The sequence below is a fragment of the Gaetbulibacter aestuarii genome (genome assembly GCF_039537665.1).
In the GTDB taxonomy this organism is placed as follows: Bacteria; Bacteroidota; Bacteroidia; order Flavobacteriales; family Flavobacteriaceae; genus Gaetbulibacter_A; species Gaetbulibacter_A aestuarii.
The window spans coordinates 1,686,956-1,702,970 of the sequence record NZ_BAABAY010000001.1 but is presented as its reverse complement, the minus strand read 5'-3'; the positions used below and the strand labels follow the sequence as shown (position 1 = coordinate 1,702,970).

The 16,015-nt window shown below is 38.9% G+C and carries 13 protein-coding genes; 8 read left to right on the top strand and 5 right to left on the bottom strand.

The window, feature by feature from the left end; genetic code table 11:
- Positions 1–6 precede the first annotated feature (6 nt).
- The 5 genes from ABD682_RS07710 to ABD682_RS07690 form a co-directional block, all read right to left on the bottom strand.
- Positions 7–1,287 carry a glycosyltransferase gene (locus tag ABD682_RS07710; protein WP_344740539.1) on the bottom strand — a complete coding sequence of 427 codons (1,281 nt, stop codon included), beginning with the start codon at positions 1,285–1,287 and terminating at the stop codon, positions 7–9.
- Between the two features lie 15 nt (positions 1,288–1,302).
- Positions 1,303–3,390, bottom strand: coding sequence for an HAD-IIB family hydrolase (locus ABD682_RS07705; RefSeq protein ID WP_344740538.1), 2,088 nt, complete (start codon positions 3,388–3,390; stop codon positions 1,303–1,305).
- A 282-nt stretch (positions 3,391–3,672) separates the two neighbouring features.
- Positions 3,673–5,139: a MoxR family ATPase gene (locus ABD682_RS07700; RefSeq protein WP_344740537.1), complete on the bottom strand. Its 1,467-nt coding sequence runs from the start codon at positions 5,137–5,139 to the stop codon at positions 3,673–3,675.
- Positions 5,140–5,151: 12 nt separating this feature from the next.
- Positions 5,152–6,279: a vWA domain-containing protein gene (locus tag ABD682_RS07695; RefSeq protein ID WP_344740536.1), complete on the bottom strand. Its 1,128-nt coding sequence runs from the start codon at positions 6,277–6,279 to the stop codon at positions 5,152–5,154.
- Between the two features lie 79 nt (positions 6,280–6,358).
- Positions 6,359–7,036 carry a Crp/Fnr family transcriptional regulator gene (locus tag ABD682_RS07690; protein ID WP_344740535.1) on the bottom strand — a complete coding sequence of 226 codons (678 nt, stop codon included), beginning with the start codon at positions 7,034–7,036 and terminating at the stop codon, positions 6,359–6,361.
- Between the two features lie 102 nt (positions 7,037–7,138).
- Between ABD682_RS07690 and ABD682_RS07685 the strand changes: the two genes are divergently transcribed.
- From ABD682_RS07685 to ABD682_RS07650, 8 genes are all read left to right on the top strand, one after another.
- Complete coding sequence (locus tag ABD682_RS07685) at positions 7,139–9,517, top strand: heavy metal translocating P-type ATPase (protein ID WP_344740534.1); 2,379 nt, start codon at positions 7,139–7,141, stop codon at positions 9,515–9,517.
- 74 nt (positions 9,518–9,591) lie between these two features.
- Positions 9,592–9,786 (top strand): cbb3-type cytochrome oxidase assembly protein CcoS, encoded by a 195-nt coding sequence (ccoS, locus tag ABD682_RS07680; protein ID WP_344740533.1) that lies wholly within the window; start codon positions 9,592–9,594, stop codon positions 9,784–9,786.
- A 2-nt stretch (positions 9,787–9,788) separates the two neighbouring features.
- On the top strand, positions 9,789–11,984 hold the full coding sequence (gene ccoN, locus ABD682_RS07675; RefSeq protein WP_344740532.1) for a cytochrome-c oxidase, cbb3-type subunit I: 2,196 nt from the start codon (positions 9,789–9,791) through the stop codon (positions 11,982–11,984).
- 15 nt (positions 11,985–11,999) lie between these two features.
- Entirely contained in the window at positions 12,000–12,212 is a 213-nt protein-coding gene (locus ABD682_RS07670) for a CcoQ/FixQ family Cbb3-type cytochrome c oxidase assembly chaperone (RefSeq protein WP_344740531.1), read from the top strand.
- Between the two features lie 12 nt (positions 12,213–12,224).
- Entirely contained in the window at positions 12,225–13,148 is a 924-nt protein-coding gene (locus tag ABD682_RS07665) for a cbb3-type cytochrome c oxidase N-terminal domain-containing protein (protein WP_344740530.1), read from the top strand.
- A gap of 23 nt (positions 13,149–13,171) precedes the next feature.
- Positions 13,172–14,593 (top strand): cytochrome c oxidase accessory protein CcoG, encoded by a 1,422-nt coding sequence (ccoG, locus tag ABD682_RS07660; protein WP_344740529.1) that lies wholly within the window; start codon positions 13,172–13,174, stop codon positions 14,591–14,593.
- Positions 14,594–14,756: 163 nt separating this feature from the next.
- Positions 14,757–15,203 (top strand): FixH family protein, encoded by a 447-nt coding sequence (locus ABD682_RS07655; protein WP_344740528.1) that lies wholly within the window; start codon positions 14,757–14,759, stop codon positions 15,201–15,203.
- Between the two features lies 1 nt (position 15,204).
- On the top strand, positions 15,205–15,906 hold the full coding sequence (locus tag ABD682_RS07650; protein ID WP_344740526.1) for a sulfite exporter TauE/SafE family protein: 702 nt from the start codon (positions 15,205–15,207) through the stop codon (positions 15,904–15,906).
- Positions 15,907–16,015: the final 109 nt, after the last annotated feature.

Genomic DNA, 16,015 nt, shown 5'->3' with positions numbered 1-16,015 from the left:
TCAAATTTAACCAAATAAATTCGACTCCATGGTGCGTTGGTTAATAGAGCTTTTGAAAACTTGTAACATGCGTTTCGCGATACCTGTCCAACCAAAATTACGTCGAGCAAAACGTGCGCCTTCCACAGAAAGTTCATTGCGCATTTTTGGATATAATAAAGGCATTGCTAACATCGCACCAAATTCTTTTGGTCGATGGGGATCAGCAAATAAGGCTTGATTTCCAAAGTCAATGAGATCATATAATCCACCGTGCACGGTAATAACGCTCGGTGTTCCACAAGCCATAGCTTCGATAGCTACCATACCAAAAGGTTCGTATCTGGAAGGCATGGCAAAAATATTAGCGGATCTGTAAACATTCGCCAGATCTTCATCAGCAATGTAATCTTTCCAAATGATCTTATCCATCACACCAAGTTCTTTGGCTAATTCCTTCAATTTTTTAACGCCTTCATCATCCTGATCCGAACGTCCGCTACCAATAGCCGCAACCAGGCGGGCTTCAGGACATAATTCAAACACTGTAGGCAAGGCTTTGATAAGGAGGTCATAACCTTTGTTGTGCGCCATTCTACCTAAAGTTAAAATATCCGTGGGTTGGATATCATATTTAGAGCGCATTTTATCATTCTCCTTAGTTGGGACAGGAAAGAAACGATTCTCATCAATTCCCGGCGGAATCATTGTACAATTCTTTGATAGCACATCATACTGTTTCGTTATCAAATCAACCTGTGGAAGCGTTGTAGCGATGATATGATTACACATTTGAAACACAAAATATTCTTTACGAATACGCTCTTTAAAACGGTATTTTTTCTCCATTTCCTTTTCGTCCATATCACTTCCCATGGTATGCTGTTTCCACCAACCCACAGAATGCGGTGTATGCACGTGGGAAATACCGAGCTCTTCGGCAATTTTTTGTCCGGCCCAACCGGCATCCCAGTAATGAGAGTAAACCACATCGTATTTTTTACCTTCTTTTTGAATAGCTGCCAAACAATTGGTAACAAATTTTTTCAAATGATCGTGCATATCCTCTTTTCGGATAAACTTTTTACCACCAAAAGGAATACGCCATACACTATAATTTTCATCGACATGATCGTATTCAGGCTGGTCTTCAAATCGCCTGGTTACTAAATCTACTTTTTTTCCTAACCTGCTAAAACGTTCTGCAAGCTCCAATACATAAACTACCTGGCCACCTGTATCGGGCTTTCCTAGTTCTGGATTTGCTCCCACATAGCCATGCAAGGAGATCATTAATATCGATTTCATAATTATTGTTATTTGTTATTTTTTCGTTATTCGTAATTCATGGCAGGCAGAAATGTACTGTGCTGCCGACCATGCCTGATAGGATTTTCCCATCGGTTTACCGGTTTGTCCGTGTGCCCACTCTGTAAATTCCCATTCGTCGCTCATCCCTTCCTTGTTAATCAAAGCGAGCTTATATAACTCAGACACTGCCACGTCCCTAAAACCTAGCTTATTAACGAATTTCACCCAATAACCACCCACGAAAGGCCAAATGCCGCCATTGTGATAGTGGTTTGGTAAATTCAATAAATTAACGGTGTAATAAGGGCGCCAATCGGGATCACCGGGACTTACCACCGGATAAACATTAGCCACCGGATAAGGATCGTTAACTCCCACGCCAAGCATGAATTTAAAGGTTTGATGCGCTTTTTCAGTATCCAAGGTACCGTGCAAATAAGCTAGAATATTTCCTAAAGTATCGCACCGCCAACTAAAATCGAATGGCGTGGTCTGCGCAATAAGATATGAGGTATCACCCAGCGTAAATTGTTTTTCAGCAAAGGATACCGATTGAAATAACTGTTGCTGTGTTGTAGGCCAAAAATTCTGTAAAATTTCCTTTTTGATCACCTGCGACCATCTAATATATTCACCAGCTTGTTCGTAATCGCCCAACATTTCAAGCATACGACCAAAACAAACATTGGCGCGATACCAAATTATTTCATCGTAAAGTATATTATAAGATCGACCGAAAAGATCTGTCCAGTCCCCTGCCTCAGGTATTTCAAGTAAGGCATCATTATTACTGTCATGCGCTCCCAACCATTGCATGGTTTGCTTGATCTTGTCTATATGATCACGTAAAAACTCAATATCCTTAGTTACGTGAACATATTCATAAAAAGCGATCACTACCCAAATACCGCTATCTATAGAACAAATCCCGCCAACTCCGGAATAGTCAGGGACATTGTCTTTGATGCGAACGTTCGAAGGAATTTGTCCGTTTCGCGAAATATGTTCCATTAAAGTGAGCAAAGTTTGTCGCTGGCAGTCGTGAATTTCCTTGTCATCAACTAAAGGCAAAGATCCGATCACTGTGATAGCGCCATCCCGGGCCCAAACACTGTGATAATTTTGATCTGTACCATGGGTAATATTATCCTTTATGGAGCAAGCTGAAAAACCCAAAGGTGTTATATTCTTTTTTAAGGCTTCAATGGCTTTTTTGTAGCCCTTTCGAATGAGTTTTATTTTTTCATCTTCATCTTCGGAAGCGATAATATCTCGTTCTTTTTTAATAAAGAAATCATCCTTGTGCTCAACATTCCTTTCATTCAAAGCTTCCTTAGGAAGTATTCTATAATAAACCAAACCTTCAATAACACCATCACCATGAATCGATTCTGCATGGTAAATTTGTCGGTATTTGGTGTATTTATATAGTTCTTCATGAGCATTAGCAACTACAATCCCTTTTACGTTATCCATGTCGAACATGGCGGAATCATTTCCGCTATCCCCAGCCACTAGAGTATTTTCAGAACTGATCTCTAGTTTTTGTAATAACCATTGTAAAGCATTCCCTTTATTGGCCCATTTGGGTAGAATATCCAAATACTGCTCACCGGAATAAACCACATTGATATGCATTCCGGCCTTTTTAAATTCCTTTTCGATCCCCTCAATAAGTTCATCAGATGCATCATAAAAGAAATAGCTGCGTTTATAAGCATGCTGAAATTTTGAAGGCTGTTCACTGATGGGATGGTCAATATCTCTTATAATATTTTCAACCGATTCAATATCCCAACCATCATCCAGAATTTCATTAAATTCTTTTACAGTTTGTTTTTGGTTGTAATCGTAAATTAAAGTCCCAACACCCGCAATAATATAATCCGGTTCCGGCAAAGTACCTTTTTCGATTAAGTTCAGAACATCATCCAGTAATCGGCCGGTATTGTAAGTAAGCAGGATGTCGTCCTCGGGTTTAAATTTTGACCAAATTTTCGGGAAATTACTTTTATGCGTATGAAAATTAATAAGCGTATTATCTATATCAAATGAAAGAAGCTTAATATCCGGTAGATTATCATCTTCAGTGTTACTCATAAATATGTTTTAGATTAAAATAGGTGACTTTTTGAACCTTAGGTTTTTCCAAAATATAACTTTTACTATCCTAATATCCAAGAAAACACGCAGTATTCTTGCCCTTATTTGTAATGTGCTAACCAAATAGGAGCACAATACGAATTCAAAAAATAAGCCTTTGAATTTTTGCCATATTAATAATGGAAAAATGACAAATAAAACTGTTTTCTGAGGTTTATAAGTTCTATTATTTAGGTTTACAGCAAAAAAAAGAGGCCTTTTTTGGCCTCTTTTTTTAGTTTAAATATCATTGATAAAACTTCCGTAAGGATCTTTAAATTGAAGTCCCTCGGAAAATCTGAATTTACTCAGCAGTTTGAATTCTACTAAAGCCCACAATACAAACTCTTTCACAAAATAACTGTCTTGCTTGGTAAGTTTCGGTTGATATTTTCCAAGAAGATCATCTAATGGGGCAATAGCATCTAAGCGACTTTGGTATTCCTTATCGCGCAGGTCGTCAAATAATTCGAAACCATCTTTTTGGTTGAAGAACCAGGAAACAATATCGTCATAGGGACTTTCTTCATCTTGTTTTTGAAGTTTTTCAATCTTAGGAAAGAATTCGGTAAACAGACTTTTCACAGCTTCACCAATCAAATTATAGGCTACCACGGCGGCGCCTTCCTGTTCACCTTCATAAACCAATTCCACCTTCCCGGTGATCGCCGGAATGATCCCCAGAAAATCACTTAAGCGCAACATGGTAATTTTGTCTCCCGAAATTAAGGCTCTTCGTTCTGCAGTGCTTAACAGGTTTTCCAATGCCGTAATACTCAATCGGGCACTAACCCCACTTTTAGCGTCTATAAATTCGTTATCACGTGCTTCAAACACAATTTGCTCCAAAAGATCACGAGCAAGATCCGGAATTAACACCGAATGTTTCTGCTCTTCAACAACCCGGGCTTCCTGAGCGGTAATAGCCCTGGCGGTTTCAATATCTTCCGGATAATGCGTCAGGATCTGAGATCCAATACGGTCTTTTAAAGGAGTTACAATACTACCTCTGTTGGTATAATCTTCGGGATTTGCTGTAAACAGGAATTGAATATCTAAAGGTAAGCGTAATTTGAAACCACGTATTTGTATATCACCTTCCTGTAGAATATTAAATAAAGCCACTTGAATTCTCGCTTGAAGATCCGGTAACTCATTAATCACAAAAATACAGCGATTTGCTCTCGGAATCATGCCGTAATGAATCACGCGATCATCAGCATAACTCAATTTTAAGTTCGCTGCTTTTATCGGGTCTACATCACCAATAATATCAGCTACGGTAACATCTGGTGTGGCCAACTTTTCGGCAAAACGCTCACTGCGATGCAACCAGGTAATCGGTGTATCATCGCCTTTTTCTTTGATCAATTCCTTCGCATATCTTGAAATAGGATTGAAAGGATCATCATTAACTTCAGACCCTTCAACCACGGGAATATACTCATCCAATAAATTGAGCATCAATCGCGCTAAACGGGTTTTCGCCTGTCCTCGTAAACCCAGTAGATTAATATTATGACGCGACAAAATAGCCCGCTCCAATTCGGGGATTACGGTATTTTCATAACCATGAATGCCTTCAAAAGTAGCTTCCTTGTTCTTTATTTTTTGAATGAGATTATCTCGCAACTCATCTTTGATGGACTTACTTTTGTATTCAAATTTTTTTAAGTGTCCCAGTGTTTTAACTAACTCTAAATTCATATTATTCTTTTCTTATCCTCGTATTCTTTTTTTTCTGTTCGTTTCGTAATCTTCAAAGATCATTTCTCCCAGACCTTTTAATCCTGTGTAGAACGCCTTACCCTGATTTGCATAGGTAAATTCTCTAACAAATTGCATCAAATAAGGATCCTGTGCGATCATAAAAGTTGTAATCGGAATATGCAAACGCCTCGCTTGCTGCGCCATGGCATAGCATTTATTTACGATATGTCTATCGAGTCCGTTTGGATTTTTATAATATTCGCCATCCGGTAACCGCAAACAACTTGGCTTTCCGTCAGTGATCATAAAAATTTGCTTATTTGTATTACGTTTTCTTCGTAACAAATCCATAGCCAATTCCAAACCGGCCACGGTATTGGTATGATAAGGCCCCACTTTTAAATAAGGCAGATCTTTAATTTCTATTTGCCAGGCATCATTCCCAAATACTAAAATATCCAGAGTATCTTTTGGATATCGTGTAGTGATCAGCTCCGCCAAGGCCATAGCCACTTTTTTCGCAGGCGTTATTCGATCTTCGCCATAAAGTATCATACTGTGGCTAATATCGATCATGAGCACGGTACTCATTTGCGATTTATGAAGTGTTTCTTCAACAACAAGATCATCCTCTGTTAAACTGAAATCTCCAATACCATGACTAATTTGAGCGTTTCGTAAACTTTCGGTAATGGATACTTTATCTAAAGCATCCCCAAATTGATATGCTCGAAAATCTCCGGTATGCTCATCGCCTATCCCCGGACTTTTACTCTTATGATTTCCCTGGCCGCTACGTTTGATTTTTCCAAAAATCTGCTCCAAGGCTTGTTGCCTTATAGCGCGCTCGGTTTTTGCCGTTATAGCCATGGAACCGTTTCCGTCAGAATCGATCTCTTCACGAAGGTAACCCTTCTTTTTCAGGTCTTCGATAAAATCGTCGATAGTATAATCAGGAGTCGTTAATTCGTATTCTTTATCCAATTCACGCAACCAATCAATAGCCTCATCAAAATCGCCTGAAGTATGCGTAATAAGTTCTTTAAAAACTTCGAAAAGTTTATCGAACGGGGATTTATCAGGCGCCTCATATTTTTTAAATACAAAGCCCTTTTTTGAGATATTCTTTTTCTTCATAGCCCAATAAAATTAATACTTTTTACCCTTGTAAAAAACAGTGGCTAATTAAATTTCCTTATGGTGGAATTGTGGTAATTTACTCAACGCGCTTCAGACCATTAAGATCTTCAATTTTTATATGCTTACCAACGGTTGAAATCAAGCCGTCTTTTTTGAATTGTGACAGCACACGTATCGCCGATTCTGTTGCAGTTCCTACAATATTGGCAAAATCTTCACGAGAAAGTAATACACTTAGCGTTCCATCCGGATTCACGCCAAAACTGTTATGAATATGAATGAGGGTTTCTGCCAAACGCTGACGTACGGACTTTTGAGCCATATTAACAATGATATCGTCGGCTTCTTTAAGATCTAAAGCCATTTCCTTAAGTACATCAAAGGAGAATTTCGGATTATTCTGAAGGTCAGCAATAATTTCACTTTTCGGAATAAAACAAACTTCCATATCATTTAAAGCTGTGGCCTGTAAATTTGAGGTTTCGTCCGAAATTAAAGAACGTTGTCCTAAAAGTTGCCCTTTCACCACCATTTTCACGATCTGATCTTTACCGTTCTCACTAAGCTTGGACAACTTACAAATACCATCCTTCACACAATAAACACCATTAACACTGTCTCCTTCTTCAAAAATAACAGTGCCTTTTTTTATCGTTTGAGACGTTTTGCAATTGGAAATACGCATCAATTCATCCTTCGTTAAAGCTTTTAAAGAATTAAACTGTTTTATAATACATTGCTCGCACTTACCCATAGTTTGATTTTAAGTAGGGTAAAAATACATAAAACATGATAATTATCATATTAAAACGGGCCTAGTTTTTAGAGTTTTGCTTCGGAAGAACTTTTAAGAACCATGAGTAAAAAGACCTGTTTTCATTGCGGCCTAGATTTTACAACCGCTGCCATCAATTTTGAAGAAAAGACCTTTTGTTGTAATGGTTGCAAAACTGTTTACAGTTTATTGAAAGATCACGATCTCAGCTGTTATTATGATCTACAGGACGCGCCGGGAGCACAACCCAAAACAAATCCCGAGCTATTCCATTTTCTTGATAACCCAAAAATTGTAGAGCAATTACTGGAATTTAATGATGATGGTGTACAGATCGTTAATCTATATATTCCACATATTCATTGTAGTTCTTGTATTTGGGTTCTGGAGAATTTCAAAAAGTTGCATCCTGCTGTAAGTAGTTCCACGGTGAATTTTGGCAAGAAATCACTTCGAATCACTTTTCATTCTGAAAAAGGATCGCTAAAAGAGATCGTTGAACTCTTGAGTCGAATAGGTTACGAACCCTTAATTCGACTGGATGATTACGACAAGAAGAAGAAAAATATCGATCGCTCCATCATTTATAAACTAGGCATTGCCGGTTTTGCTTTTGGAAATATCATGTTCCTGTCCTTTCCGGAATATTTTCAGGTTGGCGAATATTGGTTGGAGCAATACAAATTCCTTTTTAGATGGCTGATGTTCTTTTTTGCTTTACCGGTTGTGTTCTATGCGGCCAACGATTATTTTATTTCGGCATTTAAAGGACTTAGGTCAAGAATTCTCAATATCGATGTTCCTATTGCATTAGGAATCTCTGTGCTATTTTTAAGAAGTACATTCGATATCATTTTTAATACCGGATCGGGATTCTTTGATAGCTTAAGCGGACTCGTTTTCTTCTTGTTATTAGGAAAATTTTTTCAACAAAAAACCTATAGTTTCCTGTCTTTTGAGCGCGATTACAAATCGTATTTCCCCATTGGGGTCACCAAACTAATTGGAAAAGACAAAGAGGAATCTATTCCGGTTCACGACATTCAAAAAGGCGATATTCTGCTCATTAGGCATGAAGAACTGATCCCTGTAGATTGCCGATTATTAAAAGGAAAAGCAAAAATAGATTACAGTTTTGTAACCGGAGAATCGAAACTTATTTCTAAAAAAACAGGAGACCAATTATTCGCCGGCGGCAAACCCCTTGGCGGAAGTATTGAAGTTAAGGTTTTGAATACCGTGGCGCAAAGTTACCTCACGCAACTCTGGGATCAGGATGTGTTCAACCGGGATAAAACTTCCACGTTTACAAGTATTACCAACCGAATGAGCAAATATTTCACGCTGGCTGTTTTATCCATCGCAACTATAGCAACAACATTTTGGCTTTTTATTGATTCAGGAATGGCCCTCAACGTTTTTACTGCGGTGCTTATTATTGCCTGTCCTTGTGCCTTGGCGTTGGCTGCACCATTTACTTTCGGGAATATGCTACGCATTTTTGGTAAGCAGAAATTTTATCTAAAGAATACCTCGGTCATCGAACAACTTGCGCATATTAATACGGTCATTTTCGATAAAACAGGAACACTTACCTCGCCAAAAGAATCACAGGTTAAATATGAAGGCATGCCTTTAAATGCTTCAGAAAAATCACTTTTGAAAAGCTCCTTGAGGCAATCGAACCATCCATTAAGCAGATCACTATATCAAATTTTGAAATCGAACAATATCATGACTTTGGATGCCTATGAGGAAATTACCGGGAAAGGGATTCAGGCACGATCTAAAGAACAGCAATTAAAAATTGGGTCCGCTGATTTTGTGGGAGTCAAACAACCAGAAAAGATCGCTATGAACACCGCAGTTCATATCCAATCGAATGAGCAGTATAAAGGTCATTTCACCTTTTACAATAAATACAGAAAAGGCATGTCTAAATTATTCAATCTCCTTAAAAAAGACTACGATCTGGCCGTTTTATCCGGCGATAATGCCGGGGAAGAAAATAACCTCAAAAAACTGCTTCCTGCAAAAACGAAGCTCGTATTTAATCAATCACCTCAGGATAAACTGCAATACATAAAATACCATCAATCTGAAGGTGCCCGTGTTTTAATGGTAGGCGATGGTTTGAATGATGCCGGTGCCTTAGCGCAGAGTAATGTGGGCGTGGCGATTTCTGAACATGTGAATGTATTCTCACCGGCCTGTGATGCTATTATGGATGCCTCGGTATTACAGAAGCTGTATGATTTCATCAGCTTATCAAAAGCTTCGATCAGGCTGGTTAAATGGAGTTTTCTGTTATCATTACTCTATAATCTGGTAGGCCTTTATTTTGCTGTTACCGGACAACTTGCACCGGTTATTGCCGCTATTTTGATGCCGTTAAGCTCCATTAGCGTGGTAGTTTTCACCACCATAGGCTCTAATATTCTAGGGAAAAAACTGAATTAAACTTTAAACATGATAAAAGTCATCTTTTATGCGATAGGTGACTTGTAATTTTGATCCATAACATTTTTACACCTATGAGCGTCATCTACATTTTATTAAGTATCAGCATTGTTGTTGCCTTAATTTTCTTCGCAGCATTTATACTCGCTGTTAAAAAAGGGCAATACGACGACAACTACACGCCTTCTGTTCGGATGCTTTTTGAAGATGAACTCGTTAAAAAATCGACTTCAGAAAAATCAAAAACTAAAAAAGTTAAACAACACTAACTATGGAAATGCAACAATTTCAATACGACAATAAGATCGTAAAAAACTTCTTATTCGCCACCATGGTGTGGGGTATTGTAGGGATGCTGGTAGGCTTATTACTTGCGTTCCTATTTCTATTTCCAAACTTGACCGATGGAATTTCATGGTTGAGTTTTGGACGTTTACGACCACTGCACACCAATGCGGTTATTTTTGCTTTTGTTGGAAACGCTATTTTTGCCGGCGTATATTACTCCACACAGCGCTTGTTAAAAGCACGCATGTTCAGTGATACCCTGAGTAAAATTAACTTTTGGGGCTGGCAGCTTATTATCGTTAGTGCTGCCATTACCCTACCCTTGGGATTCACAACATCAAAAGAATATGCCGAACTGGAATGGCCTATTGATATTGCTATTGCCCTGGTTTGGGTCGTATTTGGATGGAACCTCATCGGGACGATTTTCAAACGTCGCCAGCGTCATTTATATGTAGCCATCTGGTTTTACATTGCCACTTTTGTAACCGTTGCTGTTTTACATATTTTCAATAGTTTAGAATTACCGGTAACGGCTCTAAAAAGTTATTCGGTTTATGCAGGGGTTCAGGATGCCTTGGTGCAGTGGTGGTATGGGCATAACGCGGTAGCCTTCTTTTTAACCACGCCTTTTTTAGGTTTGATGTATTATTTTGTACCGAAGGCTGCAAACCGACCTATTTACTCTTACCGACTTTCTATAGTACACTTCTGGTCCTTGATATTTATATACATCTGGGCAGGACCACACCACTTGTTGTATACCGCACTTCCGGAGTGGGCTCAAAATTTAGGTGTTGCCTTTTCGGTAATGCTTTTAATGCCGTCCTGGGGTGGTATGATCAACGGTCTTTTAACCCTTCGCGGTGCCTGGGATAAAGTACGTACCGATCCCGTTCTTAAATTTATGGTAGTTGCCATAACAGGTTATGGTATGGCAACTTTTGAAGGTCCTACCCTATCTCTTAAAAATGTAAATGCCATTGCACACTTTACCGACTGGGTTATTGCTCATGTGCACGTAGGAGCATTAGCCTGGAACGGGTTCTTAACTTTTGGAATGGTTTACTATTTGGTGCCTCGATTATTTAAAACCGAAATGTATTCCAAAGGTCTTGCGAATTTACATTTCTGGATAGGAACCTTAGGTATTATTATGTACGCCTTACCCATGTATGTGGCAGGATTTACGCAAGCCAGTATGTGGAAACAATTCAATCCAGATGGGACCTTAACTTATGGAAACTTCTTAGAAACCGTAACGGAGATCATGCCGATGTACTGGATGCGCGCCATAGGTGGTACCTTGTTTATAACCGGGATGCTTATTATGGTTTATAATGTTGTAGTAACCATCAGACGTGGTGAAAAAGTTGAAGACGAATTAGCCGAAGCTCCGGCTTTAGAGCGCGTATCTAAAAGACGTACAGCTAAAGAAACCTGGCATAGCTGGTTAGAGCGCAAACCCGTACAACTAACCATTTTAGCAACGGTAGTAATCCTCATTGGTGGTGTTGTTCAAATTATACCCACATTGCTAGTCAAATCGAATATACCCACCATAGCGAGTGTGAAACCCTACACGCCTTTAGAATTAGAGGGACGCGATATTTACATTCGCGAAGGTTGTGTAGGCTGTCACTCGCAAATGATACGGCCATTCCGTAGTGAGGTTGAACGTTATGGCGAATATTCTAAAGCCGGGGAATATGTTTACGATCATCCCTTCCTTTGGGGTAGTAAACGAACTGGTCCCGACCTTCACCGCATTGGAGGAAAATACTCAGACAATTGGCATTTCAACCACTTATACGATCCGCAGAGTATTTCCAGTGGTTCGATAATGCCGCGTTATCCGTGGTTGATCACCGGTACGTCCAGTAAACTGGATAAATCAGAGACTGAAGCTAAAATGCGAGCCATGGTGTCTTTAGGCGTTCCTTATTCTGAAGAAGCGATAAACAATGCACAGAACAGTATGGATGAACAAGGTTCTCAAATTGAGAAAAATCTTTACAACGATCCTGATTTTGCAAAAGTTTATGAAGCCAACAAGACTTATGCCGCAGAACATAATGAGCCTTTTGTTGAAATGAAGGACCGGGAAATAGTTGCGCTTATTGCCTATTTACAACGTCTGGGCACCGACATTCATGTTGATAAAACAGCAGAAAACTAATTTAATAAGAAGATCATGCTAAAGTTTGTAAAACACCATATGGATAGTATTTCAGGAATTGAAATATACCCTATTATCTCGCTGCTTATTTTCTTCATCTTTTTTGTTGTGTTGTTTTGGTGGGTGTTTACCGCTAAAAAAGAATATATCAAAACAGTGAGTCAGCTGCCTTTGGAAGACCGCAATGATTTAGAAAATCAATTCGATAAAACATATAGAAAACACTAAAAGAACAAACAAATGAAAAACTTAATTCCATCTTGGATCCGCGTAACGGTTGTATTCTTTATCATTTTTGGTATTGTGGAATATAGCATAGACACTGGAAGCAGTAAACCGGCATTTGTTGTGTACCCCATGGTGCTCCTTTTTCTCCTTTTGGTACTCTTTATCCTAATCGCCATGGAAGGTATTATCAGTGCCATGGAAGGTATCATGCTTCAAAAATTAAACCCGGAGCAACAAGAAGCCTTTTTAGCAAATAAGAACAAAAAGTTGCAGTTCACATGGATTAAAAAGATCTATAAAAAGCTTATCGCGCAAAAACCTATTGAAGAAGAACACGAGATCATTTTAGATCACAACTACGACGGCATTAAAGAGCTGGACAACAGCTTACCACCCTGGTGGATATACGGTTTTTATTTAACCATCATTTTTGCTGCAGTGTATTTAATTCGGTATCACGTTTTAGGCGCTCCCAATCAGTATGAGGCTTTTAAAACCGAAATGGCAGAAGCTAAAAAAGCTGTTGCAGAATACAAAAAGAATGCAAAAAACCTGGTGGATATCAATACGGTGACACAGCTTACCGATGCTTCAGATCTGAATGCCGGAAAGAAGATTTTTGAAACCAATTGCATCCCCTGTCACATGATCGACGGTGGAGGTGGTATTGGGCCTAACCTTACTGATAAATACTGGATTTTAGGTGGTGGAATCAAACACATTTTTAAAACGATCTCTGAAGGTGGACGTTCCGGTAAGGGTATGATCTCCTGGAAATCACAGCTAAAACCTTTAGAAATTGCCCAGGTGGCCAGTTATGTGTTAACGCTGCAAGGCACTACTCCGGCAAACCCAAAAGCACCTCAAGGCGATCTTTGGGAACCGGAAACAAGTAGTACTGATCAGGCTACACCTGCAACAGAATCGACAGAATAATATTTTAAAAAGATAATATTGCTTTGGAAACCGAGGAAAAAGAACGTTTTAGAGACTCAATAGGAACGGTTACCGAATCCGGAAAACGCAACTGGATTTTCCCAAAAAAACCGCATGGCAAATGGTACAATTACAGAAAATGGGTGAGCTACGGCTTATTGGCCTTTCTATTTTTGGCACCGTTTGTAAAAGTGAATGGTAACCAGTTCTTACTGTTCAATGTGCTGGAACGAAGATTTCATATTTTCGGCTTCCCATTTTGGCCACAGGATTTTCATTTGTTTGTAATTTCGATGATCATAGGGGTCGTTTTTGTAACCCTTTTTACGGTGGCTTTTGGTCGCTTGTTCTGCGGATGGATTTGTCCGCAAACCATATTTATGGAAATGGTTTTTCGCCGGATTGAATATTGGATAGAAGGCGATCGCGGGAAACAGATCCGATTATCGAAACAACCTTGGAATGCTGAAAAGATCAGAAAAAAAGGATTAAAGTTCATCCTGTTCTTATTAATATCCTTTTTGATCGCGAATGTTTTTTTGGCTTATTTAATTGGTAGCGATAAGTTGCTTGAATATGTAACGGAAGGTCCATCAGAACATATAAGCACCTTAGTACCATTGATCATTTTTACCGGGGTTTTCTATTTTGTTTTTGCCTGGTTTCGGGAACAGGTCTGTGTTATTGCCTGCCCTTACGGACGTTTACAAGGTGTACTCTTGGATGAGGAATCTGTAGTGGTGGCCTACGATCATAAGCGAGGTGAGCGAGAAAAAGGTAGAAAAAAATTCAAAAAGAATGAAGATCGGGAAGCTTTGGGTTATGGTGATTGTATTGATTGTTTTCAATGTGTGCATGTATGCCCTACAGGAATTGATATTAGAAACGGAACGCAGTTGGAATGTGTAAACTGTACGGCTTGCATTGATGAATGTAACCACATTATGCGGAGTGTGAATTTACCAGAAGGTTTAATTCGTTATGCGAGCGAAGCTCAAATAAGTAAAAAGAAAAAGTTCCGCTTAACCGCCCGAATGAAAGGTTACATAGGCGTTCTGGCCATTTTAGTTGGTTTGCTTACCGGCATGTTATTCTTAAGAAACGACGTTGAGGCCACCGTATTAAGATTACCGGGACAGTTATACCAACACAAGCCAAATAATATGATCAGTAATGTATTTACCTATAAACTGGTGAATAAGACCACCAAAGATATCGATAACGTGCGCCTGAAATTATTGAATGGTCCGGGTGTTTTAAAACGTGTTGCAACTCACGACACGCTTACCATTCCGGGGCAAGGTATGGCGCAGGGAACCTTTTTTGTTGATATAAATAATGCCGATTTGAAAGGGGATAGAAACACGATAAAAATAGGGGTGTTTGAAGGTGATAAATTAATTGAAACGACGAAGGCGAATTTTGTTGGCCCCAGAAGGTTTTAAGAAGTGCGTTAGGCCTGCCGGCAGGCAGGGATTGTAGCGGCATCCTTTTTTGAAGCATGAAAAAAAGATATAGCGAAAAGCCCGACCCGCAGGGAAACGCCCAAAATAAAAATATTGAATAACCGATCTGAATTTTAATTTGGATCTAAAAAAACAAAACATTATGAAATGGAATTGGGGTACCGGAATTGTATTGGCATTTGCAGGTTTTATGAGCTTTATCCTGTATTTTATTATTAGCGTGATGGTGGATAAAAACTATGATTACGACCTGGTTACAGAGGATTATTACGGCGAAGAATTAAGCTATCAGGAATCTATAAATAAATTGAAAAATGCCGAAAATTTAAATGAGAATTTAAGATATGAACATACGGCTGATGGTTTGGTGATCTATTTTCCTGAGACCATGAAACCTGAGGCTATTGGTGGCGAGATCCTTTTATACAGACCATCGAATAAGCATTTGGATTTTAAAACACCTATTGTGCTTTCGGGCCATAGCCTATTGATTCCTGAGGACAAATTGGTTTCTGGTCGCTGGGATCTGAGCGTAGACTGGCATTACGAAAACACGAACTATTTATACAAACAAAACTTAATTTACTAGCATGATCGCCGCCGCATTTTTATTTGGTTTGGTTGGGAGCTTGCACTGCGTTGGTATGTGTGGGCCTATTGCTTTTTTGCTTCCGGTAGATCGCAGTAATTCGTATAAGAAAATTGGTCAAATAAGTTTGTATCATGCGGGTCGTTTGATGACCTACACCATTTTAGGTTTGCTTTTTGGATGGCTGGGTAAAGGTTTGTACTTGTTTGGCTTTCAGCAACAATTATCGATAGCCATTGGAATTATTATGTTGCTTGTCATTCTGTGGCCGCATCAACATTTGATCAAGTTAAATTTTACAAAACCGGTTTATAAAGTCATTTCAAAAGTGAAATCAGGTTTAGGAAGCGCTTTAAAAAAGAAAACAGCAGATACTTTTTTTACCATAGGATTCCTAAATGGTTTCTTGCCTTGTGGATTGGTTTATATGGCCATTTTTGCGGCCATTGCAAGTGGTAGAGTAGTTATGGGCGGTTTTTATATGTTCCTTTTTGGCTTAGGAACTATTCCTTTAATGACCACAGCTATTTACATGAGTGGTATTTTATCGGCTGCCGTTCGAAACAAAATTCAGCGTTTGATACCTGTTTTTGTTGGCCTTGTTGCTATAGTTTTCATCTTAAGAGGACTTGGTTTAGGTATTCCATACATTTCTCCGGCGCCTGTTCAAGATATGGTTTCGGCCCACATGAGTTGCCATTAAATCTTGTAACCACAAGGCTTCATAATATTTCTTCCACCTTTTGATTTTAATATAATTGTTAAAATTTTTTAAAAAATAATAGTTTAATTTTCATTTTTAATAGTATTAC

What these genes read in the sequence shown, in the direction of transcription:
- ABD682_RS07710 (WP_344740539.1), bottom strand. Translation starts at nt 1,287, where the DNA reads ATGAAATCGATATTAATGATCTCCTTGCATGGCTATGTGGGAGCAAAT.
- ccoN (WP_344740532.1), top strand. Translation starts at nt 9,789, where the DNA reads ATGGAAATGCAACAATTTCAATACGACAATAAGATCGTAAAAAACTTC.
- ccoS (WP_344740533.1), top strand. Translation starts at nt 9,592, where the DNA reads ATGAGCGTCATCTACATTTTATTAAGTATCAGCATTGTTGTTGCCTTA.
- ABD682_RS07690 (WP_344740535.1), bottom strand. Translation starts at nt 7,036, where the DNA reads ATGGGTAAGTGCGAGCAATGTATTATAAAACAGTTTAATTCTTTAAAA.
- ABD682_RS07695 (WP_344740536.1), bottom strand. Translation starts at nt 6,279, where the DNA reads ATGAAGAAAAAGAATATCTCAAAAAAGGGCTTTGTATTTAAAAAATAT.
- ABD682_RS07700 (WP_344740537.1), bottom strand. Translation starts at nt 5,139, where the DNA reads ATGAATTTAGAGTTAGTTAAAACACTGGGACACTTAAAAAAATTTGAA.
- ABD682_RS07685 (WP_344740534.1), top strand. Translation starts at nt 7,139, where the DNA reads ATGAGTAAAAAGACCTGTTTTCATTGCGGCCTAGATTTTACAACCGCT.
- ABD682_RS07655 (WP_344740528.1), top strand. Translation starts at nt 14,757, where the DNA reads ATGAAATGGAATTGGGGTACCGGAATTGTATTGGCATTTGCAGGTTTT.
- ABD682_RS07650 (WP_344740526.1), top strand. Translation starts at nt 15,205, where the DNA reads ATGATCGCCGCCGCATTTTTATTTGGTTTGGTTGGGAGCTTGCACTGC.
- ABD682_RS07705 (WP_344740538.1), bottom strand. Translation starts at nt 3,390, where the DNA reads ATGAGTAACACTGAAGATGATAATCTACCGGATATTAAGCTTCTTTCA.
- ABD682_RS07670 (WP_344740531.1), top strand. Translation starts at nt 12,000, where the DNA reads ATGCTAAAGTTTGTAAAACACCATATGGATAGTATTTCAGGAATTGAA.
- ABD682_RS07665 (WP_344740530.1), top strand. Translation starts at nt 12,225, where the DNA reads ATGAAAAACTTAATTCCATCTTGGATCCGCGTAACGGTTGTATTCTTT.